The following is a 22563-nucleotide window of genomic DNA, read 5'->3' as shown; positions in this document are numbered from 1 at the left end:
GGGGGGGGGGGGGGGGGGGGGGGGGGGGGGGGGGGGGGGGGGGGGGGGGGGGGGGTGGGGGGGGGGGGGGGGGGGGGGGGGGGGGGGGGGGGGGGGGGGGGGGGGGGGGGGGGGGGGGGGGCCCCCCCCCCCGGGTGTGGGCAGTCGAGTTCCGCAAGCCCGAACGAACAAATCCCTTGCGCAATGGTCAAGAAGTGTTGACCATTGGGGCCATGGCTACCGATGATCTTCCCGAGACGTTCCACGTCACCACCGACGAGCAGCTGCGCGCCGTTTCCAATCTCACGCGCCACCGGATCATGGCCGTGCTCCGCTTCGAGCCCGCGACGATCACGCAGATCGCCGAGCGAGTGGGCCTCGCGAAGGGGAGTTCCAGCTACCACGTACGACTGCTGGAGCGGGCCGGCCTGGTGAAAGTGGTGCGGACGCGGAAGGTTCGGGGGGTCACCGAGCGGTACTACGCCATGGCCGCGCGGGCGGTCGTGCTGCCGGATCCGGGCGAGGGAGGACCGGATGTGCTGATGCGGCACGCGGTGGCGGACCTGGAGGCAGCGCCGGTGGACGGCGAGCGGCACGTACGGATGGCGCATCTGCGGCTCACCGACGAGCAGTTCGCGGAGCTGGGGGCGCGGCTGCAGGCACTGGCGGACGAGTACCGGGAGCTGTCCGATCCCTCGCTGCCGGACGCGTCACTCGTCTTCGCCCTGTTCCACCCGGCGCCGCGCCGACAGACCGAAGGGGAGGCCAAGTGACTTCAGACGTACGGAAGTTGCCGACCGGGTTCGGACGGTTGTGGACCGCACAGACGGTGTCCTCGCTCGGTGACGGGGTGATGCATGCCGCGCTGCCGCTGCTCGCGTTGACGCTGACGCGGGATCCGATGGCGCTCGCCGTCGTCACGGCTGCCGGAACGCTGCCCTGGCTGCTCTTCGGGGTGCTCGGCGGTGCGCTGGTGGACCGCTGGGACCGCCGGCGCACGATGTGGGTCACGGACGCGGCGCGTGCGGCGCTGCTCGCGATACCGGCGGCAGCGGCCGCGCTCGACGTGCTGAGCATTCCCCTGCTCGCGGCCGTCGCCTTCCTCCTCGGCCTCGGCGGACTCTTCTTCGACACCGCCGCCACCGCCTACCTGCCGGACCTGCTCGGCCGCGACCCCGCGCTCCTGGAGCGCGCCAACTCCCGCCTGCGCGGCGCCCAGACCGCCACGTCAGGCTTTGCCGGGCCGCCCGCGGGCAGTGCCCTGCTCGCGCTCGGGCGGGCGGTTCCGCTGCTCACCGACGCGGTCTCGTTCGCGCTCTCCGCACTGCTCGTACGGTCACTGCCCGCCGCGCCCCGGCCCGTACCGCAGGCCCGCGAGTCGCTGCTGCGGCAGGCGCGGGCCGGCGCCTCGTACGTATTGCGGGATCAGCTGCTGCTCGGACTCGCGCTGCGTCCGGCGGTCGGGAACATCGCCTTCATCGCCGTGGAGACCGTACTCGCCCTCTTCGCGCACGACCGTCTCGGCATCGACGCCTTCGGCTTCGGCCTGCTCCTCACGGCGGAGGCCACCGGCGGTCTGCTCGGCGCGGGCATCGCCTCCTTCCTCGGCCGGCGACTCGGCACCGGCACCGCGCTCACCTGCACGGCCGCGGTCGAGGGACTCGCCGTCCTGGGCCTCGCCGCGGCCCCGAACCCGTACGTCGCAGGGCTCGCGCTCGCCGTCTGCGGAGCGGGCATGGGAGCCACGATGGTGCTCGCACCCTCCCTCCGACAGGCGATCGTCCCCGCCCACCTGATGGGCCGGGTCACCTCCACCTCCCGGATGCTCGCCATGTGCGCCGCCCCGTTCGGCGCCTTCCTCGGCGGCTGGCTGGCCACCGCCTACGGCGTACGCACCCCGCTCTACACCGCCGCCGGCCTCCTCCTCGCCATGACCGCCGTCACGTCGACCATGACCAGCAACCGCCGGGTCGAGGCGGCGCTGCGTGCCGCCGCCCCCGCCGGTGATCCAGATCTCCCTGAATCCTCGGATCTGGTTCGGGAGCGCGCCCGGTAGGGCTCCGCGATGCCGAGCCGGTCGGCGAGGTACCCCACCCTCAGGGCCCCCCACCGCTCCGGACCGGGCACAAGCAAGGGCAAGGCAACACGTGCCAGTCCCCTCGCAGATGCCATCCATTGTGGCGGATTTGCCTCTTGGATGATTGACTAGACCCCCACGGGCCCCTCCGGCCCGTTTCCGTGTCCGGATCCAGTCGCCCTGCCGGGGCGATGTTGGTTGACTGACACGCGCACCGGCCCCTCCGGCGGTCGAGCGGCTCTCGCCGCCATGGGGAGCACCGGCCAAGAGGCCCCTGCATGCCGATCAGCGGTGTTCGGCACGCAGGGGCCCTGTGCGTCCCGACCCTCGCGCGCACGCGCTGCGCCTGTCCGTATCACCCGTTTCGCTCCACCATCCGACGGTTTTCCGTCTCACGCACCGGAGACCGCCTGGCATATGCGCCCCTCAGCGGGGCATGCTTGCGCAGATGCGGCCTGAAACGGCCATGGCAGCTCGAACGTGAGGACTGAGGTATGGCGGTGGTCGTCGTGCAGCACGCGGCCGGGCAGGCTCCGACCGCCGTGACCAGGGTGCTCGCCGCAGCGGGTCTGGCCTCCCGGACGCTCTCGCTCGCGGCCGCCGCGGATCCGTCCGCCGACCTCAGCGGTGTCGAGGGCCTGATCGTTCTCGGCAGTCCCCGGACCGCGCCGTCCGCCCGGCCCGCCTCGGGCGCCGCCGACCCGGCCCTCGTACGGGAGGCCCTCGCCGCGGAGGTGCCCGTGCTGGCCCTGGGACCCGGCACGCGCGTGCTGGCGCAGGGGGAAGTCGCCGCTACGGGCGCCGACCCCGGCACGGCCGCCGGCCGCCCCCTGCTGGAACTCACGCCGGCTGCGGAGTCCGACCCGCTCTTCGCCGGGGCCGCACCGCCCTCCCCGGGCCTGCGGCCGGCCCCCGACTCCCTCGACCTGCCGGCCGACGCCGTCGTACTGGCCTCCTGCGACGGGTACCCCGGGCAGGCGTTCCGCATCGGCACCAGCGCCTGGGGCGTCCGGTTCCTGCCGCAGGGCGGCCACGCGGGCGGGACGGCCTCGGCCGCGCCCGCCCTCGGCCCTTGGGGGGAGCAGCTCCTGGGCCGGTTCGCCTCCCTCGTGGCCGCGCGGGCCGAGCACACCGCCGCCCGGGCCTTCTTCACCCGCCGGGCGGACGCCTGGGAGGAGCGCTTCGCCTACCAGACCCCCGCCTACGAGGCCGCGGCCGCCCGGCTGCGGCTCGCGCCCGGCAGCCGCGCGGTCGACCTCGGCTGCGGAACCGGCCGGGCCATGCCCGCGCTCCGGGAGCAGGTCGGACCCCGCGGCCACGTTCTCGGCATCGACGTCACCCCGGCCATGCTGGCGGCCGCCGCCCGGCACGGCCGCACCCGCCACGGGCACCTCCTCGCCGCCGACTGCACCCGGCTCCCGCTGCCCGGCGCCTGCGTGGACGGCATCTTCTCGGCAGGGCTGCTCGACCACCTCCCGGCCCCGTTCGCCGCCCTGCGCGAATGGGCCCGTGTGAGCGCGGCCGACGGCGTCCTGCTCCTGTTCCACCCGTCGGGCCGCGCGGAACGCGCCGCCCGCCACGGCCGCGCCCTCGACCCCGCCGACCTCCTCGCCGAGCACAACCTGCGGCCCGCCCTGGAGGCGACGGGCTGGCACCTGGACGCGTACGAGGACGCCGCCGACCACTTCCTGACCCGCGCCGTCCTCCGCGGCTGACCGTCAGTCCCGGACGATGGTCCAGGGGCGCATCAGGTCGTCGTCCTCGTGCTCGAGGAGGTGGCAGTGGTGGACGTATGTCGCCGGGAACTCGGTTCCGCTGCCCGGGATCGACGCGATCGTTTCCGTCGGCGGGCTGAATTCCCGGCAGATGATCCTGGTCACCGTCTCCGGATAGGATTTGACCGTGTCCTTCTCGGACAGCGCTTCGTCCGGGTCCGGCGGAATCGCCGGGCCGGTGAAGTACTTCTCCAGCACCGGAATGTCCTGCGGCTTGCGGCCGCCGTCGATCCACTTTTCGTAATCCGCCTGGTAGGCGGCTGCGTCGATCGGCTGCCTGTTCAACACCTGGAAGTTGACGAGGTGGACGTGCATCGGGTGGGCGTCGTGGTTGGGATTGATGTACTCCCAGATCTCGGTCGAGCCCGCCTTGATGAAGTCCTCGGACGGCTCCATGAACGGCACCGCGTTGAACGTCATGGTGCTGAAGAGCTTGTGCTGGTACACGACCCATTGCCGCCTGCGGGTGTCCGGCTTCACCACGATGGGTTCGGCCGTCGGCAGCTTGAGGTCCTTGGGCGGGGTGGTCCTGTCCGGCCCTCCGGACAGCCGCTTGGTGACCCGGAATTGCATGATCTCCGAGATCTGCGGTCCTTGGCCCGGCATGCCGGGGTAGTGGACCGGTGCGTGGTAGTTCGTCATCGTGATGTTCGTGCCCATGGGCATCCGGCTGAAGTCGACGATCAGGTCGTACCGCTCCGCCGGCCCGATCAGGAAGTTCAGCATCTGCAACGGAGTACGGAAGCCGCCGTCGGTGCCGATCAGCCAGAACGGCAGGTTCGGCTGGAGCAGCACGTCACTGGGAACGTCGAACCTCAGCCGCCAGAAACGCTCGTTCGAAGCGTTGAGGATGCGCAGCCGGTAGCGTCGCGGCTCGACGGCCAGGAAGGGGTACGCCTTTCCGTTGACGACCGGGGTGTCCTCGCCTTCCTGCAGCGTCATGGTGTAGGCGAGCGAGCCGTCCGGGTTGAAGGTCCGGTCCTGCAGGATCAGCGGAACCTCGAATTCGCCCTGCGGCAGCCCGAGCTGCTCGTCCTCCGGGTCACGGATGACGTAGAGACCGGCCAGGCCCGCATAGACGTTGAGGCTGGTCATCCCCATGCCGTGATCGTGGTACCAGAGCAGGGACGAACGTTCGTGGTTGGTGTAGGCGCAGATCGCCTCGTTGGGTTTGACCCGGCTCGGGTCCAAGGTGGTGTACGACTCGGCGTGGATGCCGTCCGGGCTGAACGAATGCAGCGGCACGCCGTCGGACTGCGGCGCCGTGAAACCGCCGTGCTGGTGTACGACGTTCCACACGTTGACGTTCGGTGGAAAGGGCTGCACGGGCTCGTAGGGCGGCGGAGGGATCGGGGTGAGCTGGGGGTCCCCGGTGCGAATGCCGTCGATCACGGATTGGAACAGGTGGGTGGTCGGCAGGTGGTTGCGGTACTTGACGACCGTCGGGTGGTCCTTGTCGACGCTGATGGTCGGCCCGAGATAGCCCATGCCGATCGGCTTGCGCGGACTGTGCGGGTTCTTGGCCCAGTAGCCCCACACGGTCGCCGGCCCGAGATCCCGGTGGAACTGCCAGGAGCCCTGCCGCATCGTGTATTCGTAGTAGTCGGCGCCCGGATAGACGGAAGGGTCCGGGACGGCGGTCACGGGCGTGGGCAGCGCGTCCACGTACTTCGTCAAGGGAGGGGTCTTCGGCACCGTGGTGTCCGCGGACCGTGACCCGTGACCGTCCGATGCATGCGCCGGGGTCCCCAGAACACCCCGCGGAAGCATGGCCGCACCCCCCATGGCGCCGGCCATGAGGAAGTTCCTTCGCCCAACCATCTTCTCCGCCCTTTCCCTCTCCTCGCACAACGCTCAAGGGATACAAGGCCGGTTCGGAGCGCTGCCGCAGCACGCCGGTCCGGTCCGGGAAAGCCACTCGATGAGCGGAAATCCGGCAGGCATCGGCATGGGAAGCGGGCGGGTGAAGGCCCGGTCCCGTGGCTGGGTAGCATCGCCCCGTGCGTTCCCGTTCCGCCCACAGGTCCCAGCCGGCCGTCGCCTCTTTGGTGGCCGGTCTGTTGCTGGCGTGCGGATTCCTCATGTGGGGCGCAGGGCATGCCGGCGCGATGAGTACGCACCCGCGGCAATCCGTCTCCGCCACGGCCCCGGCCCCGTACCCGTCCGCCGGCATGAGCGAGATGGCGGACATGCCGGGCGCGGAGACGGCCTCGGAGGGCATGCGCGGCGACTGCCCCGCCATGGCCATGGACTGTCCGCTGGCCTCGGCACACGTCCAGGGGTCCGTGGCACTCGCCTCTCCCCCGGCTTCGCCTCTGCCGCCGGCTCTCGCCGACCGGGTGGCCGCCTCCTGGGCATCGGCCGTCGAGTGCGCCCGGCCGCGGGCGCCTGATCCCGTGTCCCTCCTCTGCGTCAGCCGGACCTAGACGGCCTCCCGCCAACCCGCCCTGCGTTCCTGCGCAGCGGGTGGCCCCGGCACGTCCACGTTCCTGCTCATGACGCAGATGAGAGGGCTTCCTCCATGGCCTCCAGCACCACACTGTTCGTCACCGGTGTGACCACCGGTCTCTTCGCGGGCGGCGCTTCCTGCGCCGCCGTCCAAGGCGGCCTCCTCGCCGGCGCCGTCGGCCGCCGCGCCACCCGATGGTCCGCCGAAGCACGGGAGCGCAGCGGGCTCTTCGCGCCCGTCGGCGCGTTCCTCGGTGCCAAACTCGCCTCCCACACCCTGCTCGGCGCCGCCCTCGGCCTGCTCGGCGCGGCCGTCCAGCCCGGCCCCCGCACCCAGGCCGTGCTCCTGCTCGGGGCCGGCGTCCTGATGGTGCTCTTCGCGCTCGACATGTTCGGGGTGAAGGCCGTACGACGCTTCGTGCCGCGCCCGCCCGCCTCCTGGGGACGGCGGGTGCGCCGCTCGGCGAAGTCCCCCGCCGTCACCACCCCGGCCGTTCTCGGCTTCCTCACCGTCCTCGTCCCCTGCGGGGTCACGCTCAGCGTCGAGCTGGTCGCCGTCACCTCCGGCTCCGCGCTCGCGGGGGCCGCGGTCATGGCCGGCTTCGTCCTCGGCACCGGTCCGCTCTTCGCCGTGCTCGGCTTCTTCCTGCGCTCCGCCGCCAAGCTGTGGCAGGGACGGCTCACCCTCGTCACCGCCGTCGTCGTCCTGCTGGTCGCGTGCTGGACCCTCGGATCCGGCCTGCGGCTCGGCGGCTGGTGGCCCACCGCCACGGCTCCTGCCGTCGCGGCGGAGGCCACGGCGGCCCAGGCCGTGGTGACCCACCCGGACGGCAGCCAGACCATCACCATCCAAGCCCGCACGACGTCCTACACACCGGCGGCGATCACCGCGACCGCCGGAGTCCCCACCACCCTCGTCGTCGCCACCAGCGACACCGGCGGCTGCATCCGCGCCTTCGTCATCCCCGACCTCGGCATCCAGAAGATCCTCCCCACCACCGGCAAGGCCACCATCGACCTCGGGAACCACGGGCCCGGCCGCCTCGACTACACCTGCGGCATGGGCATGTACGGCGGCCGGATCACCTTCCGGCAGCCCGCAGCCCAGGACCCCCGGACCACCATCACCCAGGAGAGCACCCCGTGACCACCCGCATGGAATTCGCCGTCACCGGCATGCACTGCAACAGCTGCGGCCTGCTCATCGACGACGAGGTCGAAGAACTCCCCGGCGTCACCTCCAGCACCACCGACGTACGCACGGAGCGCACGGTGGTCGAACTGACCGGTCCCATCCCCGCGGAGCGGATCGTCGCGGCCATCGCGGAAGCCGGCTACTGCGCCACCCCGCTGGTCTGACCCCCGTGGCCGTGGTGTCCCACCCTTCCGGTCCGGGACACCACGGTCATCGCGCTTCAGGCCTTCGGCTTGGCCTCGATCTCGGCGATCAGGCCCTCGATGAGGCCCTTGATCTCGTCGCGGATGGGGCGGACGGCCTCGACGCCCTGGCCTGCCGGGTCCTCGAGCCGCCAGTCGAGGTAGGTCTTGCCGGGGAAGTAGGGGCAGGCGTCGCCGCAGCCCATGGTGATGATGTAGTCCGACGCCCGGGCGGCCTCCGGGGTGAGGACCTTGGGCTTCTGGTCGGAGATGTCGATGCCCAGCTCGGCCATGGCGGCCACGGCGGAGGGGTTGATCCGGTCACCGGGGACGGAGCCGGCGGAACGCACCTCGACGCGGTCTCCGGCGAGGTGGCGCAGGAAGCCGGCGGCCATCTGCGATCGGCCGGCGTTGTGGATGCAGACGAACAGCACGGACGCGACGGGGGTGGAGGACATCGTTCTTCCTTGGGGAGAAGCCAACTGCGGGGTGGGATCGAACGGGTGTGTCGGCCGGTCGAGGTAGCGGCGGCGGGCTCCGAGAGGTCAGCCCGGGCTGGTATCAGGACCGGATGATGTGAAAGTATCAGCCCATGCTGACGTCAGTCGACACTGAACTGATCCGGGTGCTGGCCGACCCGCTCAGGCTGCACATCGTGACCCTCCTCGCCCAGGAGACGCTCTGCACCACCCATCTCGTGGAGGAGACGGGGGCCAGGCAGACGAACCTCTCGAACCACCTGAAGGTCCTGCGCGAGGCCGGGGTCGTCGATACGGAGCCGTGCGGACGGTACACCTACTACCGCCTGCGCCCGGAAGTCATCGAGGCCCTGGCCGGTCAGTTCGCCGACCTCGCTCGGACCGCGCGCGCCACCGCCGGAGCGAACCTCAAGCGGTCCTGCCCGTAGCCCGCTTCCCGCCTCACCTGCCCGAGGAGAACCGTTGTCCGTCACCGAGCCCGTCGGCGTCGCCCCCGCAGTGGCGACCGGCACGGCCACCGACGCGCCCCGGCCCGTGCCCGGCGCGACCCCGCCCCGGACCCCGTTGACCGCCCGCGCCGCCGCCGAGCTCGTCGGCACCGCGGCGCTCGTGGCGGTGGTGGTCGGCTCCGGCATCCAGGCCACGGAGCTCAGCCAGGACGTGGGCCTGCAGTTGCTGGCGAACTCCCTGGCCACCGTCTTCGGTCTCGGCGTACTGATCGCCCTCCTGGGCCCGGTGTCCGGCGCCCACTTCAACCCGGCCGTCTCCCTGGCCGAGTGGTGGACCGCGCGCCGCGGCGGCGCCGGTGTCACCGGCCGCGAGCTGGCCGTGTACGTGCCCTCGCAGATCGTCGGCGCGATCGCGGGCGCGATCCTGGCGGACGCGATGTTCGGCGAGCCGCTGGTCAAGTGGTCCACCCACGACCGGTCCGCCGGGAACCTCCTCCTCGGCGAGGTCGTCGCCACGGCCGGCCTGATCCTGCTGATCTTCGGCCTGGCCCGCACCGACCGGCTGCGCTTCGCACCCGTCGCCGTCGCCTCGTACATCGGCGCCGCCTACTGGTTCACCTCCTCCACCTCCTTCGCCAACCCGGCGGTCACCGTCGGCCGCGCCTTCACCGACACCTTCGCGGGCATCGCGCCCGCCTCGGTCCCGGGTTTCATCGGCGCCCAACTGGCCGGTGTCGTCGTCGGCCTGGCCCTGGTGGCGGTCATCTTCATGCGCGGCAAGACGGCGACCGCCGGAGCCCCCGCGCCGCTGCGGGCACTCGGAGGTCCGGACGAATCCTGAGCGGACACCCGGTGCCTTTCCCCGAAGGTGGGGTCGTGGCGTAGCAGGCGGGCGCGGTGACCGGCGAGGATGCACGTCGTGACCACCGATCAGGACCTCGTTCCCCTCCGCCCGAAGCATTCGGCACCCCTGGTGTTCGGCGCCGGAGCGGGCATCGGCGTTCTGGGCGGGATGATCGGGCTGGGCGGCGCGGAGTTCCGTCTGCCGCTGCTGATCGGTCTCTTCGGGTTCGCCGCGCTCTCGGCCGTCATCCTGAACAAGGCGATGAGCCTGGTGGTGGTGCTGATCGCGCTGCCGGCCCGCCTGGCGGCGGTCCCGGCCGCCGATGTGGCTGCGCGCTGGCCGGTCGCCGTCAACCTGCTGGCCGGCAGCCTGCTGGGGGCCTGGGCCGGAGCATCGTGGGCGGTACGCATGCGCTCCGCCACCCTCTACAAGGTGCTGGCGGCCCTGATGGTGGTCATGGCGGCCGCCCTGCTGGTCACGCACACCACCACGCTGGACACGCTCGCGCTGCCGCTGTGGGCGCAGGTGCCCTGCGGGGTCGTGGCCGGGTTCGGCATCGGAGTGGTCGCGGCGATCATGGGCGTGGCCGGGGGTGAGCTGCTGATCCCGACGATCGTGCTGCTGTTCGAGGTGGACATCAAGACGGCGGGAAGCCTCTCGCTGCTGGTGTCGCTGCCGACGATGCTGGTGGCCTTCGCCCGCTACAGCCGTGACGGCAGCTTCGCCGCACTCGGCGCGAACCTCCGCTTCACCCTGGTCATGGCCGCAGGCTCCGTCGCGGGTGCGGTGCTGGGCGGGCTGCTCCTGGGTGTGTTCCCGGACCTGGTACTGATCCCCGCGCTCGCCTTGGTCCTGCTCGTTTCCGCGGTCAAGCTCGCCCGTCACGACTGACGGGGAAGCACGGGCAGGCCACGCGCCGGGCCGCGCCGGCGAGAGCGGTCGGCGCGCGTCCGGCCGCGGCCTACACGCCGGCTGCGCGGGTCAGGAGCTGGGCCATGGCCGCGAGGACCGCCGGTTCGACCCGGTAGTACACCCAGGTACCGCGCCGCTCGGAGGAGAGCAGCCCGGCCTCCTTGAGCTTCTTCAGGTGGTGGGAGACGGTCGGCTGGGAGACGCCCACGTCGGAGATGTCGCAGACGCACGCCTCGCCGCCCTCGTGCGAGGCAACTGCGGAGAAGAGACGCAGGCGCACGGGATCACCCAGGGCCTTGAACATCGTCGCCGTGCGCTCGGCCTCGTCCGCGGTCAGCGGGCGCTCGGTGAGCGGCGGGCAGCACGGCACGGCGGCTTCCGGCTCCAGCAGCGGCAACACGTCCACATTCGACATGCATCTATGTTGACACATGTCGAACCAACCGAGCCCTCCCGGAATAGGCGCTCCTGAATCGATGAATGTCTATGTTGACGCTCATCGAATCAAGTGCCATGCTGGCTGCGCAAGCCATCGACAGACGTCGAAACACCGAGGAGCCGACCGTGAACGCGCCCGCCGATACCGAACTGCCCGTCGTTGTCATCGGAGCGGGCCCCATCGGCTTGGCCGCCGCCGCCCACCTCGTCGACCAGGGCGTCGAGCCCCTGGTCCTGGAGGCCGGACCGGTCGCCGGCACCGCCGTGCGGGACTGGAGCCACGTGCGGCTGTTCTCCACCTGGGGTGAGGTCGTCGACCCGGCCGCGGAGAAGCTCCTCGCCCCCACCGGCTGGATCAAGCCGGACGCGGCCGCCTACCCGACCGGCGGCGAGTGGGCCGAGCAGTACCTGCAGCCGCTGGCCACCGCCCTGGGCGGTCGGGTCCGCGTCGGCGCCCGCGTCACCGGCGTCTCCCGCCTCGGCCGCGACCGGGTCGTGGACGCCGACCGCGAGACCCAGCCGTTCACCGTCCACATCACGCACACCGACGGCAGCGAGGAACGACTCACCGCCCGCGCCGTCATCGACGCCTCCGGCACCTGGTCCACCCCCGGCCCCATCGGCGGCGACGGCCTGCCCGCCCTCGGTGAGCGCTCCGCGGCCGACCGGATCTCGTACCGCGTCCCGGACCTGAAGGACCCGGCCGTCCGCGCCCGGTACACCGGCAAGCGCACCGCAGTGATCGGCTCCGGCGCCTCCGCGTTCACCGCGCTCGCCTACCTGGCCGACCTGGCGAAGGACGGGGCGGGCACACACACCACCTGGATCCTGCGGCGCGGTATCAGCGGCTCCACCTTCGGGGGCGGCGAGGCCGACCGGCTGCCCGCCCGCGGCGCCCTCGGCCTTGCCGCCAAGGCCGCCGTCGACGACGGGTACGCCGACGCCGTCACCGGCTTCCGCACCACCGCCGTGGAGAGGTCCGCCGACCAGCTCGTCCTCGTCGCCGAGGACGGCAGCCGCCTGGACCCGGTGGACGAGGTCATCGCCCTCACCGGCTTCCGCCCCGACCTCGGCTTCCTCGACGAGCTCCGCCTCGGCCTGGACGAGCGCCTCCAGGCGCCCACCGCGCTGGCCCCGCTGATCGACCCCAACCAGCACTCCTGCGGCACCGTCCACCCGCACGGCGCGGGCGAGCTCTCCCACCCGGAGAAGGACGTCTACCTCGTCGGCATGAAGTCCTACGGCCGCGCCCCGACCTTCCTGGCCATGACCGGCTACGAGCAGGTCCGCTCCGTCGCCGCCGCCCTCGCCGGCGACATCGAGGCCGCCGAACGCGTCGAGCTCACCCTCCCCGAGACCGGCGTGTGCGGCGGAGCGGGCCTCTTCGACGAGCCCGAGGCCACCGGGGCGACCGGTGGCGGCTGCTGCGCGGCGCCCGCCACCCTCACCATCGGCGCCCCCGCCTCCTCCGGCGGCTGCTGACCGGCTCCCCTGTCGCGGTGCAGCTCGGCCGCGTGACGACATTCGTACAAGACCGAGGCCCGGCAGCCCAGGCATCCTCCCGGGCATGGGTATCCACGACGGCAAGAATGTGCACGGGATGCACGTGGTCCACGACGGCCCGCGGGAGGCGCCACCGCTGGTGCTGATCCACGGATCGGGGGCCTCGGGCAGCTCCTGGGGCCCGGTGGTGCCGGCACTGGCCGGCCGGTATCACGTCATCCGGATCGATCTCCCCGGCCACGGTCGGTCCGCGCCCGCGGCGTCGTACGACGTGCCCGAGCAGGCAGCCGGCCTCGCCGCAGCGCTCGATGAGCTCGGCCTTCGTCCGGTCACCGTGGCCGGGCACTCCAGCGGCGGATACATCGCCACCGCGCTCGCCGAACAGCGCCCGGACCTGGTGGGTTCGCTCGCACTGATCAGCAGTGGCCCGAGTCCCGACGCGCTCCTCCCGCAGCCCGTCCTCCTTCGGGTCCTGATCGCCCCGCCGCTCGGCCCGTTTCTGTGGAGAGTCCGTTCCGACGCGATGCTCCGCCGGGGGGTGACCGCGGTGTGCAACCGCCCGGTGGACGTCCCTGACGACCTGGTCGCCGAGGTACGGGGCATTGGCTACCGCACGTTCAGGACGGTGCTGCGCCAAAACGGCGCGTACATAGCCGAGCGGAGCCTGCCCGCACGCTTGACCGCACTCGGCGTCCCCGTTCTGGTCGTCTTCGGCACTGCCGACCGCCGCTGGGATCCGTCTTCGGCGCACCACTACGACACGGTGCCGAACGCGCGGGTCGAGCAGCTGCCCGATGTCGGGCACTTCCCCATGCTCGAAGCGCCCGAGGAGACCGGCGAGTTGCTGCTGCGCTTCGCAGCGGCGGGCCGCTGACACCCATCGCCTAGGCTGGCCGCTGTGAGGTCCACCCCATCACCACCTGACTGGGCGTCGGCAGAGGTCGCCGTGCCCCGGCAGCCGGGCCTGCTGCCGGGGGTCGGCATGGCCGGGTTCCGCCAACGTGCTCCGGCTCGCGTGCATATCGACATGGTCGCGCACCCCTCGGTCACTCTGTTCGTGGACCTGAGCGACGGAGACAGCCTCGTCTGCGAAACCCACGGCCGGCGCGAACGCGGCAGCACGGTCGTTGGACTGCTGCCGGGCGCCCTCCGGCTCGGAGGCCGGGCGGCCGGGGGGATCGAGTGCCTCCAGATCCGGTTGTCGCCGGTCCTGGCGGCTGCGGTGCTCGGCGCATCGACCGACCTCAGCGGGACGGTGGTCTCCCTGGAGGACGTCTGGGGCCGCGACGCCGGGCGAACCGAGGAAAGGCTGCGGGCCGCCGCCTCGTGGGACGAGCGGTTCACGATCGCAGCGGATGCCCTTGGCCGACGGATGAACGCCCGCCCGTCGCTTGATCCGGAGGTGACCGCTGCCTGGTGGCTGATGCTCACCAGCCGGGGACGGGTGCGCGTCGACAGCCTGGCGAACGAGGTGGGGTGGAGCCGTAAGCGCCTGTGGTCCCGCTTCCGGTCCCAGATCGGCCTCACGCCCAAGCATGCCGCCCGGCTGGTGCGCTTCGACCACGCCGCCCATCTCCTCGCGGCGGGCAACGCCGCCGCCCAGGTGGCGGCCACAAGCGGCTACGCCGACCAGGCCCACCTCCACCGCGAGGTCAAGGCGTTCACCGGGATGACACCCACCGGCCTGGCCGCCGCGCCGTGGCTCGCCATCGACGACGTCGCGTGGCCGACCTCGTTCGCGGACCTGACACCGTCCACGTCCCCGATCCGTCAGGTTCCAACGAAGTGAGCCCCTACCGTCGGCCGTCGCTGTCTTTGTGACCACAGCCGCCAGGTGCCCCCAGCCCATCCGATTGACCTGTACTCATGCCAACCAACCTCTGCATGTGACGACCAAGACCTGTAGTCACAGTCTCTCAGCGGCGGACGCGGGGCATGCCCAGGCCGATCCAGGAGATGATCTCGCGCTGGATCTCGTTGTTGCCGCCGCCGAAGGTGAAGATCACGGCGCTGCGGTAGCCGCGTTCGAGCTCGCCGTGCAGGACCGCGCCCGCGGAGCCGTCCTTGAGGGAGCCCGCCGCGCCGACCACCTCCATCAGCCAGGCGTACGCGTCCCTGCGGGCCTCCGAGCCGTACACCTTGACGGCGGAGGCGTCCTGCGGGGTCAGGGTGCCGTCCTGGACTGCGTTGACCATCTGCCAGTTGAGCAGTTTCATCGCGTCGAGACGGGCGTGGGTGCGGGCCAGGCGGCCGCGGACCCAGGAGAGGTCGATGACGCGGCGGCCGTCGGCGAGCTTGGTCCCGGCGGCCCAGCGCTGTACGTCGTGCAGGGCCCGGATGGCCATGGTGCCGTGGGCGGCCAGGGTGACGCGCTCGTGGTTGAGCTGGTTGGTGATCAGGCGCCAGCCCTTGTTCTCCTGTCCGACGCGGCGGTTCGCGGGGACCCGGATGTTCTCGTAGTAGCTCGCGGTGGTGTCGTGCGAGGCGAGGGTGTTGATCAGGGTGCAGGAGTATCCGGGATCGGAGGTCGGTACGAGGAGCATGGTGATGCCCTTGTGCGCGGGGGCCTCCGGGTCCGTGCGGACGGCGAGCCAGACCCAGTCGGCGGTGTCGCCGTTCGTGGTCCAGATCTTCTGTCCGTCGACCACGTACGTGCCGCTCTCCTCGTCGCCCTCGCGGACCGCCTTGCACTTGAGCGCCGCGAGGTCGGTGCCGGCGTCCGGCTCGCTGTAGCCGATGGCGAAGTCGATCTCGCCGGAGAGGATGCGCGGGAGGAAGTACGCCTTCTGCTCGTCGGTGCCGAACTGCATGATCGTGGGGCCGACCGTGTTGAGGGCCATCAGCGGCAGCGGTACGACGGCCTGCGCGGCCTCGTCGAAGAAGATGAACTGGTCCATCGGAGACATCCCGCGGCCCCCGTACTCCTCGGGCCAGCCGACCCCGAGCCAGCCGTCGGCGCCGAGCCGGCGGATGGTCTCCCGGTAGAAGCGCTTCTGCGCGGCGGGGTCCTCGTAGCGGGCGTAGACGTCCTCCGGCACCAGCTCGGCGAAGTAGGCGCGCAGCTCGGTGCGCAACTGCTGCTGCTCAGGCGTGTATTCGAGGTGCACGGCCCCTCCGGGTGTCTCGCGGTCCAGCCGGTCGCTGTGGTGGCGGCGCACAGAGTAGAACGTGTTCCAAGAAGGGGGAAGGACTCGCGGGCCGCCGATTCCGCCGACCGCCGACGGGGCGCGGACCCGTGCCCGACAATGGGCCTGCCTGGCACGGAAGTTCAAGGAACCGGGGGACACATGGACAAGGCCTGGGAGCAGGAGTTCGCCGGCCGGGACCGGATGCCGGAACGCCGGGACCGTACCCCCGCGGACCGTACCCCCGCCGCCGTCCGGCCGGAGCACGCCGGGGGCGTGACCCAGGTCCACGAGCCGGGAGCGCTGCCCGTCGACCCCGGGGTCCCCGCCCGCGAGGGGTGCTGGGAGCTGCTGCCGGGCGACGTGCGCGCCAAGACGCTCGAGAAGGCGGGCCGGTCCCTGGTGTGGTGGGCCCGGGTCTACGACGACGGCGCCCCGTTCGCGGTGGTGTTCGGAGACCGGGGGCTGTGCCGGGTCCAGCCGGTGTACCGCAACGGCCGCGCACAGGAGCACCGGGGCGAGCGGGTCCGCGTGGAGCCCGGGTCCCTGCTGAGCCGCTCCTTCGACGGGCGGCCGGCGCAGGCGGGCGGTGCCGGCGCGGCCGCGCCCGGACGGCCCGGAGCGCCGGTGGAGCGGCTGGTCCTGGACCCGCCGGAGGCGCAGGGGGTGCTCGGGCACTTCCCCCTCGACGTGCAGGACTTCCTGCAGCGCCCCTTCCTGGCCGGGCGGCGGACCGTCACGGCCGAGTGGTACTACGAGGAGACCGTCGAGCCCGCGCACACCGGCCTGTTCGTCCTCCTGTGCCTGTCCACCGACCGCCACGTCACCGCGATCGAGGCCCGCCGCACCCTGGACCGGGGCGCGACGCCGGACCGGGCCCGGTGGCACTCCCTCACATGCCACCAGGCCCGGCTCACCCCCCGCTGACCCCCTCGGGCCCGGTCAGGGAAGGAAGACCACCGAGCGCAGCTTGAGGCGCGCCGAGCCGTAGCCGGTGAACGGGCGCAGGTCGAAGTGGTCGCCCGTGCAGTCGGCCCCGGTGAAGACCCGCGCGTGGGCGTCGGTCCGGTTGCGCGGGGAGAAGGCCGGCTCGGAGGAGTTCGGGTCGGCGGCCTCGGGGATGACCACGCACGTGTAGTCCTCCGGGTCCGAGAACCGCTCCTGCCGCGGCTGCCCGTCCAGGCCGACGTACGAGTACTCGAACTCGCCCGTGGCGGCACTGGCCGAGCCGGGCACGGCGACGAGGAGGGTGAGGGCGCTGGCGGCAGCGACCACGGCGGTACGGAGGCGCATGGGGGTTCCCTTTCGGTTTCGGGAGGCGACGGTGATCACGTTAGGGGGCTCCGAACATGATCAAACGGTTCTTCCGCGCCACCGAAAGGGGTGGTTTACCGCCCTATTGTCCAGGGCAGTTACCTCCCTTCGCGCATCCCACGGTCAGTTCAGCGCGGTGATCATCGCCGCGGCCGTCGCCGCCATCGCCGTACGGGCCGCCGTCAGGTACGGGCGCGGGTCCGCCGGGGTCAGGTGGGTGCGGATGGCCTCGGTCATGGCCAGGTTCAGGGCGGTACCGATGTTGACCTTGCGGATGCCGCCCGCCACCGCGGCCGCGAGCTCCGCGTCCGGCAGACCCGAGGAGCCGTGCAGTACCAGCGGCACGTCCACGGTCTTCGCCAGCCGGGCGAGCAGCGCGTGGTCCAGCGCGGCGGTGCGGCTGGTCATCGCGTGGCTGCTGCCGATCGCCACGGCCAGCGCATCGACACCCGAGTCGGCCACGAACCGGCGGGCCTCGTCCGGGTCGGTACGCGCACCGGGCGCGTGCGGGTCGAGCGGGGCGGCGCCGTTCTTCCCGCCCACCTCCCCCAGCTCGGCCTCGACCCACAGCCCGTTGGCGTGCGCCCAGTCGGCCGCGGAGCGGGTGGCCTCCAGGTTCTCCGCGTACGGGAGCTGCGCCGCGTCGTACATCACCGAGCTGAACCCGGCGGCCGCGGCCTGCCGGAGCAGGTCGGCGCTCTTGACGTGGTCCAGGTGCAGGCCGACCGGGATCCCGGCGGCCTCCGCGCAGGCCGCGGCGGCGCGCGAGATGGGCAGGAGCTGCCCGCCGCGGAACTTCACGGCGTTCTCGCTCAGTTGCAGGATGACCGGCAGGCCGGCCCGTTCCGCCCCGGCGACGACGGCCTCGGCGTGCTCGAGGGTGATGATGTTGAACGCGGCGACGGCGCGGCCGGCGGCCGCCGCCTCGAGGACGAGCGTCCCGGCGGAGACGAGGCTCATCGGACCGCCTCCTCACCGGCGGTGAGGATCACCGAGCGGGTCAGGTTCCGCGGCTGGTCCGGATCCAGGTCCTGGTGGGCGGCGACGGCGATCGCCAGCCGGTGGATCCGTACCAGCTCGGCGAGCGGGTCGAGCCGCCCGGCCACCCACTGGCCGCCGGTGGCCCGCACCTGCTCGGCGAGCCCTTCGGGTGCCTCACCGATCGACCAGGTGAGGGTTCCGGGCCCGGTCACGCTGATCGGCCCGTGCCGGTACTCCATCGCCGGATACGACTCGGACCAGGACAGGGATGCCTCGCGCATCTTCAGCGCGGCCTCGTGGGCGAGGCCCACGCTCCAGCCTCTGCCGAGGAAGGTGAACTGCCCGCGGCTCGCCACCTGTTCGGGCAGCGGCTCGGCGAGCGCCGTACGCGCGTCGGCGACGGCTGCGGCGCTGTGCCGGCCGACGTGGGCGCGCAGCAGGGTCAGGGCGGTCGTCGCGAAGCGGGTCTGCACGACGGACTGCTCGTCGGCGAAGTCGAGGACGACGAGCTCGTCGGCGAGCGTCATCACCGGGGTCGCCGGGTCCCCGATGACGGCGGTCGTGCGCACCCCCGCGTCCCGCAGCCCGGCCAGCAGGTCCAGCACCTCCGTGGTGGTGCCGGACCGGGTCAGCGCCACGACCCGGTCGTAGCGGCGGTGCAGGGGGAACTCCGAGGCGGGGAAGGCGTCGGTCTCCCCCTGCCCCGCCTCCTCGCGCAGGGCGGCGGCCGCCTGGGCCATGTAGTACGAGGTCCCGCACCCGACGATCGCGGTACGCTCCCCCGGCTGCGGCAGCAACGCCCGTTGGGCCGGGGCCAGTTCGGCGGCCCGCTCCCAGCACTCGGGCTGCGTGCCCAACTCGTACGCGACGTGGCTCATGGCGGCTCCCTGGCGTGGTGGGTGCAGGTTGGTGCAGTTTCCTGCAAGGTAGCGGCCCATTTCACGCAACTTCAAGCACCCACGGGGGTTGATCTCCTGAGTTAATGTCGACGCGTAGGCCGATGGAGCACACCCGAGGGGGTCGATCGCCGTGGGGACCATGACCCGCAAGGAGCGCTGGCAGACGCTGCTGGATCTGCTGGTGGAGCGGGGCGAGCTGGAGGTCGAGCCGGCGGCGGAGGCCCTCGGCGTGTCCGCCGCCACCATCCGGCGCGACCTCGACCAGCTGGCCGAGCAGCAGCTGCTGGTCCGCACGCGCGGCGGGGCGGTGGTCCACGGCGTCTCGTACGAACTCCCCCTGCGCTACCGGACGTCCCGCCGCGCCGCGGAGAAGCAGCGCATCAGCGAGGCGGTGGCGGAGCTGATCACCCCGGGCGAGGTGATCGGCCTGACCGGCGGCACGACGACCACGGAGGTCGCCCGCGCCCTGGCCGGCCGCCCGGACCTGGCGTCGGGCTCGCCGGCGCTGACGGTGGTGACCAACGCGCTGAACATCGCGGGCGAGCTCGTCATCAGGCCGCAGTTCAAGATCGTCCTGACGGGCGGGGTCGCCCGCCCCCAGTCGTACGAGCTGACCGGCCCGCTGGCGCAGCAGGTCCTGGGCCAGCTCACGATGGACACGGCGGTCGTCGGCGTGGACGCCTTCGACCCGGTCGACGGCGCAGCGACCCGCCACGAGGACGAGGCCGCGATGAACCGCCTGCTGTGCGAGCGGGCCCGCCGGGTGGTCATCGCGGCGGACTCCAGCAAACTCGCGGTCCGCGCCTTCGCCCGCATCTGCCCGACCCGCTCGGTGGACATCCTCGTGACGGACGCGTCCCTCCCGGACCCGGTGGCGGCGGAGTTCGAAGCGGCGGGGGTGGAGGTACGACGGGTGTAGGCGGCGGTATCGGTGGTACCGCTCGACCCCGCAATCCGTGAGCGCCCCCTCGAGGTGCCCGCTCGGGCTACCGGGCGAACCGCTCCCGCAGGGCCGCCAGGCCCGTCGCGTACGTCCCGTCGCCGAAGAGCCGCTCGACCTGGGCGACGGCGTCGGCGGACGCCGCCTCGTACGTGCCCTCCCAGCGGACCTCCGCGCCCTCCTCGTGCGGGTGGACGCAGAGCGTCGCTTCGTACCCGGCCACGGCGAAGGACGGAGCCTCGACGGAGTAGCGGTACATGTGGGCGGCCGGGTCCTTGGCGAGGAGGCGTTCACGGAGGACGACCTTGCCCTCGTACGTGAAGGCCCGCACCGCGCCGGGGGTTTCGGGGTCGGCGCCGTTCTCGATCGTGGAGGGCAGGAGGTGCGGGTGCCAGTCGGGGAAGGCCCCGAAGGCGCCGATGACCTCCCAGACCTCGGCGGGGGCGGCCGGCACGACGGCGGTGCGCAGCAGCGTACGGGTCACCATGCCGCGTCACCCCGCAGCGTGGCGTCGGCTCCGCCGTCGACGAAGACGATCTGACCGGTGACGTGGGTGTTCTCGGGCGAGGTCAGGAAGTCGAGGAGCGGGGCGATCTGGTCTGCCGCGGCATGGCCGTGCAGGGGCATGGGGATGACCGAGTCGACGACCTCGCGTACGCCCGGGGTCGCGAGCATGGGCTCGGTCATGGGGGTGAGGACCGTGCCGGGGGCGATGGCGTTGAGCGGGATGCCGGCGCCCGCCCAGTGCGCGGTGGGGGCGTTGCGGCGGACCCAGCGGGCGAGGGCGTTCTTCGGGGAGCCGTAGATGGCGTGGCCTTCGCCGCGCTGCAGGGCGGCTTCCGCGGCGGCGGTCGCGGCGGCCTCGTCGCCGGCGAGGGCCGCGTCGGCGATGGCCGGGTCGTGGGGGTGGATCGCGGTGACCGACGAGATGACGACGGCGCGCGGGTCCGTACCGGCGGCAAGAAGGGGACGCAGGCCTTCCAAGGTGGCCACCGCACCGAAGTAGTTGACCTTGACGGTCTGCGGGTCGAAGACGTGGCGGCCCGCGGAGGCGATCACGGCGTCGAGGCGCCCGCCGGTCAGCTCCCGGGCCCGGTCCACGAGCTGCGCACGCCCTTCGGGCGTGGACAGGTCCGCGTCGATGTCCGAGCCGGCGAGGTCGGCGCCGAGCACCGTGTGGCCCTGGGCGCGGAGGCGGGCGGCGGCGGCTTCGCCGATGCCGGAGGCGGCTCCGGTGACGAGGTAGGTGCGGGGCATGGGCACTCCTTGACTCGTATCGCTCGTGCGCGACCTGCGCGGGCTTGATCAACATATATTTAATTGCACGACGTGCCAAGTTGCTTGTTTCTGCCATATTTGGCCGCCGGGCCCCTGGCCGGGCAGCATGGGCCCCTACGGCTGGACCCGCGTCGGCGGGGATGAGGAGGGGGATCGCAGGATGGCGGCAGAACGAGGCCGGCCGCCTCTGACCGAGCGGCGGCGCCAGGAGACCCGCATCGAGATCGCGGAGACCGCGGCGGCTCTTTTCGCCGAGCGCGGGTACGAGGCGACGACGGTCGAGGACATCACGGCGGCGGCCGGCGTCTCGCTGCGCACCTTCTACCGCTACTGCTCCTCAAAGGAGGACGCGCTCACCCCCCTCGTCACGTCCGGCGTGGGCCAGCTCGTCGACGCCCTGGCCGCTCAGCCGGCGGACGAGCCGCTGATCACCGCCGTGGAGCGGGTGTTCGCCACGCCGATGTCCGAACGGCGCCTCGCCGAGGCGGAGCCCGGCCGCGCCCTCGTCCGCCTCATGGGCGATGTCCCGGCGCTCCGTTCGCGCTGGCTGGCGGCCGTGCGGGAGTTGCGGGACCGGTTGCTGCCGGTGCTCGCCACGCGGACGGGCAGGCCTGCCGACAGCCTGGAGGTACGGCTGCTGGCGGGCGCCGTACTCGACGCGTTCACTGCGGCCGTGGAGCACTGGGCCGGCCAGGACGAGCCCGAGGACCTTCTCGTGCTCACGCGCCGGGCGCTCGCGTTCCAGCGGCTCGACGAGCTGTGACGGCCGGTCACCTGCGGGTCGACCCCACACGGCCCCGGCCCGGCGGACCCCGCCCCCTGCTGCGCTCAGTGCGGGGGTAGGCGGCCCGCCTCATGGCCCAGGGCTGCGAGGACCGGGGCGATCAAGGGGTGGGATTCCGCGCCGCGGCGGGTCGCCGCGAAGACCCTGCGGGTGGGCGCCGAGCCCGCCACCGGGCGTACCTGGACCTCCTTGAGGTCCATGCCCCGCAGCGCCGAGCGCGGGACGAGGGCCACCCCCGCCCCTGCTCCCACCAGTGCCGTCACGGCGCGGAAGTCGTCCGACGAGTGCACGAACCGGGGCTGGAAGCCCGCCAGTTCACAGGCCAGCAGGGTCACGTCGTGGCACGGGTTCCCCGGGTACTGCCCCACCCAGTCCGCGTCGGACAGGTCCGCCAGAGACACCTCGGGGAAGTCGGCCAGGGGGTGTCCCGAGGGGAGCACCGCGTCGAAGGGCTCCGCGTACAGCGGCAGGACCGAGAGGCGGCCGTCGTCGGCGCCCGGGGCGCCGCGGTACTCGACCGCGAGCGCGAGGTCGGCCTCGCCGTCCAGCAGCAGCGGCAGGCTCTGGTCGCCTTCCGCGTCCCGCACGCGCAGGCGGATGCCCGGGTGCTCGCGGGCCAGGCGGGCGATCGCCGGGGCGAGGACCTCGGCGATGCCGGTCGCGAAGGCGGCCACCGTGACCTCGCCCGCGGCGCCGCCCGCGTAGGCGGCGAGCTCGGCTTCGGCGCGCTCCAGCTGGGCGAGGACCTCGTGGGCGTGCCCGAGCAGGATGTCGCCGGCTGCGGTCAGCCGTACCCCCCGGCCGCTGCGGGTCAGCAGCACGTGCCCGGTCTCCTGCTCCAGCGCGGCGAGCTGCTGGGAGACGGCGGAGGGGGTGAGGTACAGGGCTGCGGCCGCGGCGGTCACCGTACGGTGGTCCGCCACGGCCCGCAGGATGCGCAGCCGGCGGGGGTCGATCACCC

General features: G+C 72.6%; 25 protein-coding genes. 15 read left to right on the top strand and 10 right to left on the bottom strand.

Features of this window, described 5'->3' with window-relative positions; all coding sequences use genetic code 11:
- The first annotated feature begins 212 nt into the window (after positions 1-212).
- From ACFYXK_RS32750 to ACFYXK_RS32740, 3 genes are all read left to right on the top strand, one after another.
- Entirely contained in the window at positions 213-752 is a 540-nt protein-coding gene (locus ACFYXK_RS32750) for an ArsR/SmtB family transcription factor (protein ID WP_389414453.1), read from the top strand.
- Complete coding sequence (locus ACFYXK_RS32745) at positions 749-2035, top strand: MFS transporter (protein WP_389414452.1); 1287 nt, start codon at positions 749-751, stop codon at positions 2033-2035. Before ACFYXK_RS32750 ends, ACFYXK_RS32745 begins: the two co-directional genes overlap by 4 nt.
- Before the next feature lie 515 nt (positions 2036-2550).
- A complete protein-coding gene (locus ACFYXK_RS32740; RefSeq protein WP_389414451.1) occupies positions 2551-3771 on the top strand; it encodes a methyltransferase domain-containing protein in 1221 nt (406 codons plus the stop codon).
- A gap of 3 nt (positions 3772-3774) precedes the next feature.
- Here the strand turns inward: ACFYXK_RS32740 and ACFYXK_RS32735 are convergent, their stop codons facing one another.
- Positions 3775-5508 (bottom strand): multicopper oxidase family protein, encoded by a 1734-nt coding sequence (locus ACFYXK_RS32735; protein WP_389414450.1) that lies wholly within the window; start codon positions 5506-5508, stop codon positions 3775-3777.
- Between the two features lie 323 nt (positions 5509-5831).
- On the opposite strand from ACFYXK_RS32735, the gene ACFYXK_RS32730 reads away from it, so the two are divergent.
- The 3 genes from ACFYXK_RS32730 (at position 5832) to ACFYXK_RS32720 (ending at position 7638) form a co-directional block, all read left to right on the top strand.
- Positions 5832-6257 carry a hypothetical protein gene (locus ACFYXK_RS32730; RefSeq protein WP_389414449.1) on the top strand — a complete coding sequence of 142 codons (426 nt, stop codon included), beginning with the start codon at positions 5832-5834 and terminating at the stop codon, positions 6255-6257.
- Positions 6258-6352: 95 nt separating this feature from the next.
- Positions 6353-7426, top strand: coding sequence for a sulfite exporter TauE/SafE family protein (locus ACFYXK_RS32725; protein WP_389414448.1), 1074 nt, complete (start codon positions 6353-6355; stop codon positions 7424-7426).
- On the top strand, positions 7423-7638 hold the full coding sequence (locus ACFYXK_RS32720) for a heavy-metal-associated domain-containing protein (protein ID WP_389414447.1): 216 nt from the start codon (positions 7423-7425) through the stop codon (positions 7636-7638). Before ACFYXK_RS32725 ends, ACFYXK_RS32720 begins: the two co-directional genes overlap by 4 nt.
- Before the next feature lie 56 nt (positions 7639-7694).
- Here ACFYXK_RS32720 and ACFYXK_RS32715 read toward each other — a convergent pair whose 3' ends face one another.
- A complete protein-coding gene (locus ACFYXK_RS32715; protein WP_389414446.1) occupies positions 7695-8114 on the bottom strand; it encodes an arsenate reductase ArsC in 420 nt (139 codons plus the stop codon).
- Positions 8115-8248: 134 nt separating this feature from the next.
- Between ACFYXK_RS32715 and ACFYXK_RS32710 the strand changes: the two genes are divergently transcribed.
- The 3 genes from ACFYXK_RS32710 to ACFYXK_RS32700 all read left to right on the top strand — a co-directional run bounded on the left by ACFYXK_RS32710 (position 8249) and on the right by ACFYXK_RS32700 (position 10319).
- A complete protein-coding gene (locus ACFYXK_RS32710) occupies positions 8249-8563 on the top strand; it encodes an ArsR/SmtB family transcription factor (protein WP_389414445.1) in 315 nt (104 codons plus the stop codon).
- A 34-nt stretch (positions 8564-8597) separates the two neighbouring features.
- The gene (locus ACFYXK_RS32705; protein ID WP_389414444.1) at positions 8598-9425 is read left to right on the top strand and encodes an aquaporin; all 828 of its coding nucleotides are present in this window, start codon (positions 8598-8600) and stop codon (positions 9423-9425) included.
- A 78-nt stretch (positions 9426-9503) separates the two neighbouring features.
- Positions 9504-10319: a sulfite exporter TauE/SafE family protein gene (locus tag ACFYXK_RS32700; RefSeq protein ID WP_389414443.1), complete on the top strand. Its 816-nt coding sequence runs from the start codon at positions 9504-9506 to the stop codon at positions 10317-10319.
- A gap of 70 nt (positions 10320-10389) precedes the next feature.
- Here the strand turns inward: ACFYXK_RS32700 and ACFYXK_RS32695 are convergent, their stop codons facing one another.
- Positions 10390-10755: an ArsR/SmtB family transcription factor gene (locus tag ACFYXK_RS32695; RefSeq protein ID WP_389414442.1), complete on the bottom strand. Its 366-nt coding sequence runs from the start codon at positions 10753-10755 to the stop codon at positions 10390-10392.
- 149 nt (positions 10756-10904) lie between these two features.
- Between ACFYXK_RS32695 and ACFYXK_RS32690 the strand changes: the two genes are divergently transcribed.
- The 3 genes from ACFYXK_RS32690 to ACFYXK_RS32680 all read left to right on the top strand — a co-directional run bounded on the left by ACFYXK_RS32690 (position 10905) and on the right by ACFYXK_RS32680 (position 14070).
- Positions 10905-12260, top strand: a complete 1356-nt coding sequence (locus ACFYXK_RS32690; RefSeq protein WP_389414441.1) for an NAD(P)-binding domain-containing protein — start codon at positions 10905-10907, stop codon at positions 12258-12260.
- Positions 12261-12345: 85 nt separating this feature from the next.
- On the top strand, positions 12346-13155 hold the full coding sequence (locus ACFYXK_RS32685) for an alpha/beta fold hydrolase (RefSeq protein ID WP_389414440.1): 810 nt from the start codon (positions 12346-12348) through the stop codon (positions 13153-13155).
- Between the two features lie 108 nt (positions 13156-13263).
- The gene (locus tag ACFYXK_RS32680; protein WP_389414439.1) at positions 13264-14070 is read left to right on the top strand and encodes a helix-turn-helix domain-containing protein; all 807 of its coding nucleotides are present in this window, start codon (positions 13264-13266) and stop codon (positions 14068-14070) included.
- A 127-nt stretch (positions 14071-14197) separates the two neighbouring features.
- Here the strand turns inward: ACFYXK_RS32680 and ACFYXK_RS32675 are convergent, their stop codons facing one another.
- Entirely contained in the window at positions 14198-15388 is a 1191-nt protein-coding gene (locus ACFYXK_RS32675) for an acyl-CoA dehydrogenase family protein (protein WP_389414455.1), read from the bottom strand.
- 180 nt (positions 15389-15568) lie between these two features.
- Here ACFYXK_RS32675 and ACFYXK_RS32670 point away from each other — a divergent pair, with 180 nt between their 5' ends.
- On the top strand, positions 15569-16333 hold the full coding sequence (locus ACFYXK_RS32670) for a hypothetical protein (RefSeq protein WP_389414438.1): 765 nt from the start codon (positions 15569-15571) through the stop codon (positions 16331-16333).
- A gap of 15 nt (positions 16334-16348) precedes the next feature.
- Here ACFYXK_RS32670 and ACFYXK_RS32665 read toward each other — a convergent pair whose 3' ends face one another.
- From ACFYXK_RS32665 to ACFYXK_RS32655, 3 genes are all read right to left on the bottom strand, one after another.
- Complete coding sequence (locus ACFYXK_RS32665; protein WP_389414437.1) at positions 16349-16699, bottom strand: hypothetical protein; 351 nt, start codon at positions 16697-16699, stop codon at positions 16349-16351.
- Between the two features lie 144 nt (positions 16700-16843).
- The gene (locus ACFYXK_RS32660) at positions 16844-17680 is read right to left on the bottom strand and encodes a ketose-bisphosphate aldolase (protein ID WP_389414436.1); all 837 of its coding nucleotides are present in this window, start codon (positions 17678-17680) and stop codon (positions 16844-16846) included.
- Positions 17677-18579, bottom strand: coding sequence for an SIS domain-containing protein (locus tag ACFYXK_RS32655; protein WP_389414435.1), 903 nt, complete (start codon positions 18577-18579; stop codon positions 17677-17679). Before ACFYXK_RS32655 ends, ACFYXK_RS32660 begins: the two co-directional genes overlap by 4 nt.
- Positions 18580-18739: 160 nt before the next feature.
- On the opposite strand from ACFYXK_RS32655, the gene ACFYXK_RS32650 reads away from it, so the two are divergent.
- On the top strand, positions 18740-19519 hold the full coding sequence (locus ACFYXK_RS32650; RefSeq protein WP_383511267.1) for a DeoR/GlpR family DNA-binding transcription regulator: 780 nt from the start codon (positions 18740-18742) through the stop codon (positions 19517-19519).
- 67 nt (positions 19520-19586) lie between these two features.
- Here the strand turns inward: ACFYXK_RS32650 and ACFYXK_RS32645 are convergent, their stop codons facing one another.
- Together ACFYXK_RS32645 and ACFYXK_RS32640 are read right to left on the bottom strand one after the other, a co-directional pair.
- Positions 19587-20027, bottom strand: coding sequence for an SRPBCC family protein (locus ACFYXK_RS32645; protein ID WP_389414434.1), 441 nt, complete (start codon positions 20025-20027; stop codon positions 19587-19589).
- Positions 20021-20797 (bottom strand): SDR family oxidoreductase, encoded by a 777-nt coding sequence (locus ACFYXK_RS32640; protein ID WP_389414433.1) that lies wholly within the window; start codon positions 20795-20797, stop codon positions 20021-20023. The genes ACFYXK_RS32645 and ACFYXK_RS32640 overlap by 7 nt, the downstream gene beginning before the upstream one ends.
- Positions 20798-20978: 181 nt before the next feature.
- On the opposite strand from ACFYXK_RS32640, the gene ACFYXK_RS32635 reads away from it, so the two are divergent.
- The gene (locus ACFYXK_RS32635; RefSeq protein ID WP_389414432.1) at positions 20979-21581 is read left to right on the top strand and encodes a TetR/AcrR family transcriptional regulator; all 603 of its coding nucleotides are present in this window, start codon (positions 20979-20981) and stop codon (positions 21579-21581) included.
- A 65-nt stretch (positions 21582-21646) separates the two neighbouring features.
- Here the strand turns inward: ACFYXK_RS32635 and ACFYXK_RS32630 are convergent, their stop codons facing one another.
- Entirely contained in the window at positions 21647-22561 is a 915-nt protein-coding gene (locus ACFYXK_RS32630) for a LysR substrate-binding domain-containing protein (RefSeq protein WP_383511147.1), read from the bottom strand.
- Between the last annotated feature and the right edge of the window lie 2 nt (positions 22562-22563).

The sequence above is a fragment of the Streptomyces sp. NPDC002209 genome (assembly GCF_042890265.1).
Lineage (GTDB): Bacteria > Actinomycetota > Actinomycetes > Streptomycetales > Streptomycetaceae > Streptomyces.
This window is presented reverse-complemented; position numbering and strand designations above follow the sequence as displayed.

Coding starts and splice junctions, on each gene's coding strand:
- ACFYXK_RS32750 (WP_389414453.1), top strand. CDS start 213: ATGGCTACCGATGATCTTCCCGAGACGTTCCACGTCACCACCGACGAG.
- ACFYXK_RS32740 (WP_389414451.1), top strand. CDS start 2,551: ATGGCGGTGGTCGTCGTGCAGCACGCGGCCGGGCAGGCTCCGACCGCC.
- ACFYXK_RS32725 (WP_389414448.1), top strand. CDS start 6,353: ATGGCCTCCAGCACCACACTGTTCGTCACCGGTGTGACCACCGGTCTC.
- ACFYXK_RS32715 (WP_389414446.1), bottom strand. CDS start 8,114: ATGTCCTCCACCCCCGTCGCGTCCGTGCTGTTCGTCTGCATCCACAAC.
- ACFYXK_RS32710 (WP_389414445.1), top strand. CDS start 8,249: ATGCTGACGTCAGTCGACACTGAACTGATCCGGGTGCTGGCCGACCCG.
- ACFYXK_RS32695 (WP_389414442.1), bottom strand. CDS start 10,755: ATGTCGAATGTGGACGTGTTGCCGCTGCTGGAGCCGGAAGCCGCCGTG.
- ACFYXK_RS32685 (WP_389414440.1), top strand. CDS start 12,346: ATGGGTATCCACGACGGCAAGAATGTGCACGGGATGCACGTGGTCCAC.
- ACFYXK_RS32680 (WP_389414439.1), top strand. CDS start 13,264: ATGGCCGGGTTCCGCCAACGTGCTCCGGCTCGCGTGCATATCGACATG.
- ACFYXK_RS32670 (WP_389414438.1), top strand. CDS start 15,569: ATGGACAAGGCCTGGGAGCAGGAGTTCGCCGGCCGGGACCGGATGCCG.
- ACFYXK_RS32665 (WP_389414437.1), bottom strand. CDS start 16,699: ATGCGCCTCCGTACCGCCGTGGTCGCTGCCGCCAGCGCCCTCACCCTC.
- ACFYXK_RS32660 (WP_389414436.1), bottom strand. CDS start 17,680: ATGAGCCTCGTCTCCGCCGGGACGCTCGTCCTCGAGGCGGCGGCCGCC.
- ACFYXK_RS32655 (WP_389414435.1), bottom strand. CDS start 18,579: ATGAGCCACGTCGCGTACGAGTTGGGCACGCAGCCCGAGTGCTGGGAG.
- ACFYXK_RS32650 (WP_383511267.1), top strand. CDS start 18,740: ATGACCCGCAAGGAGCGCTGGCAGACGCTGCTGGATCTGCTGGTGGAG.
- ACFYXK_RS32645 (WP_389414434.1), bottom strand. CDS start 20,027: ATGGTGACCCGTACGCTGCTGCGCACCGCCGTCGTGCCGGCCGCCCCC.
- ACFYXK_RS32640 (WP_389414433.1), bottom strand. CDS start 20,797: ATGCCCCGCACCTACCTCGTCACCGGAGCCGCCTCCGGCATCGGCGAA.
- ACFYXK_RS32635 (WP_389414432.1), top strand. CDS start 20,979: ATGGCGGCAGAACGAGGCCGGCCGCCTCTGACCGAGCGGCGGCGCCAG.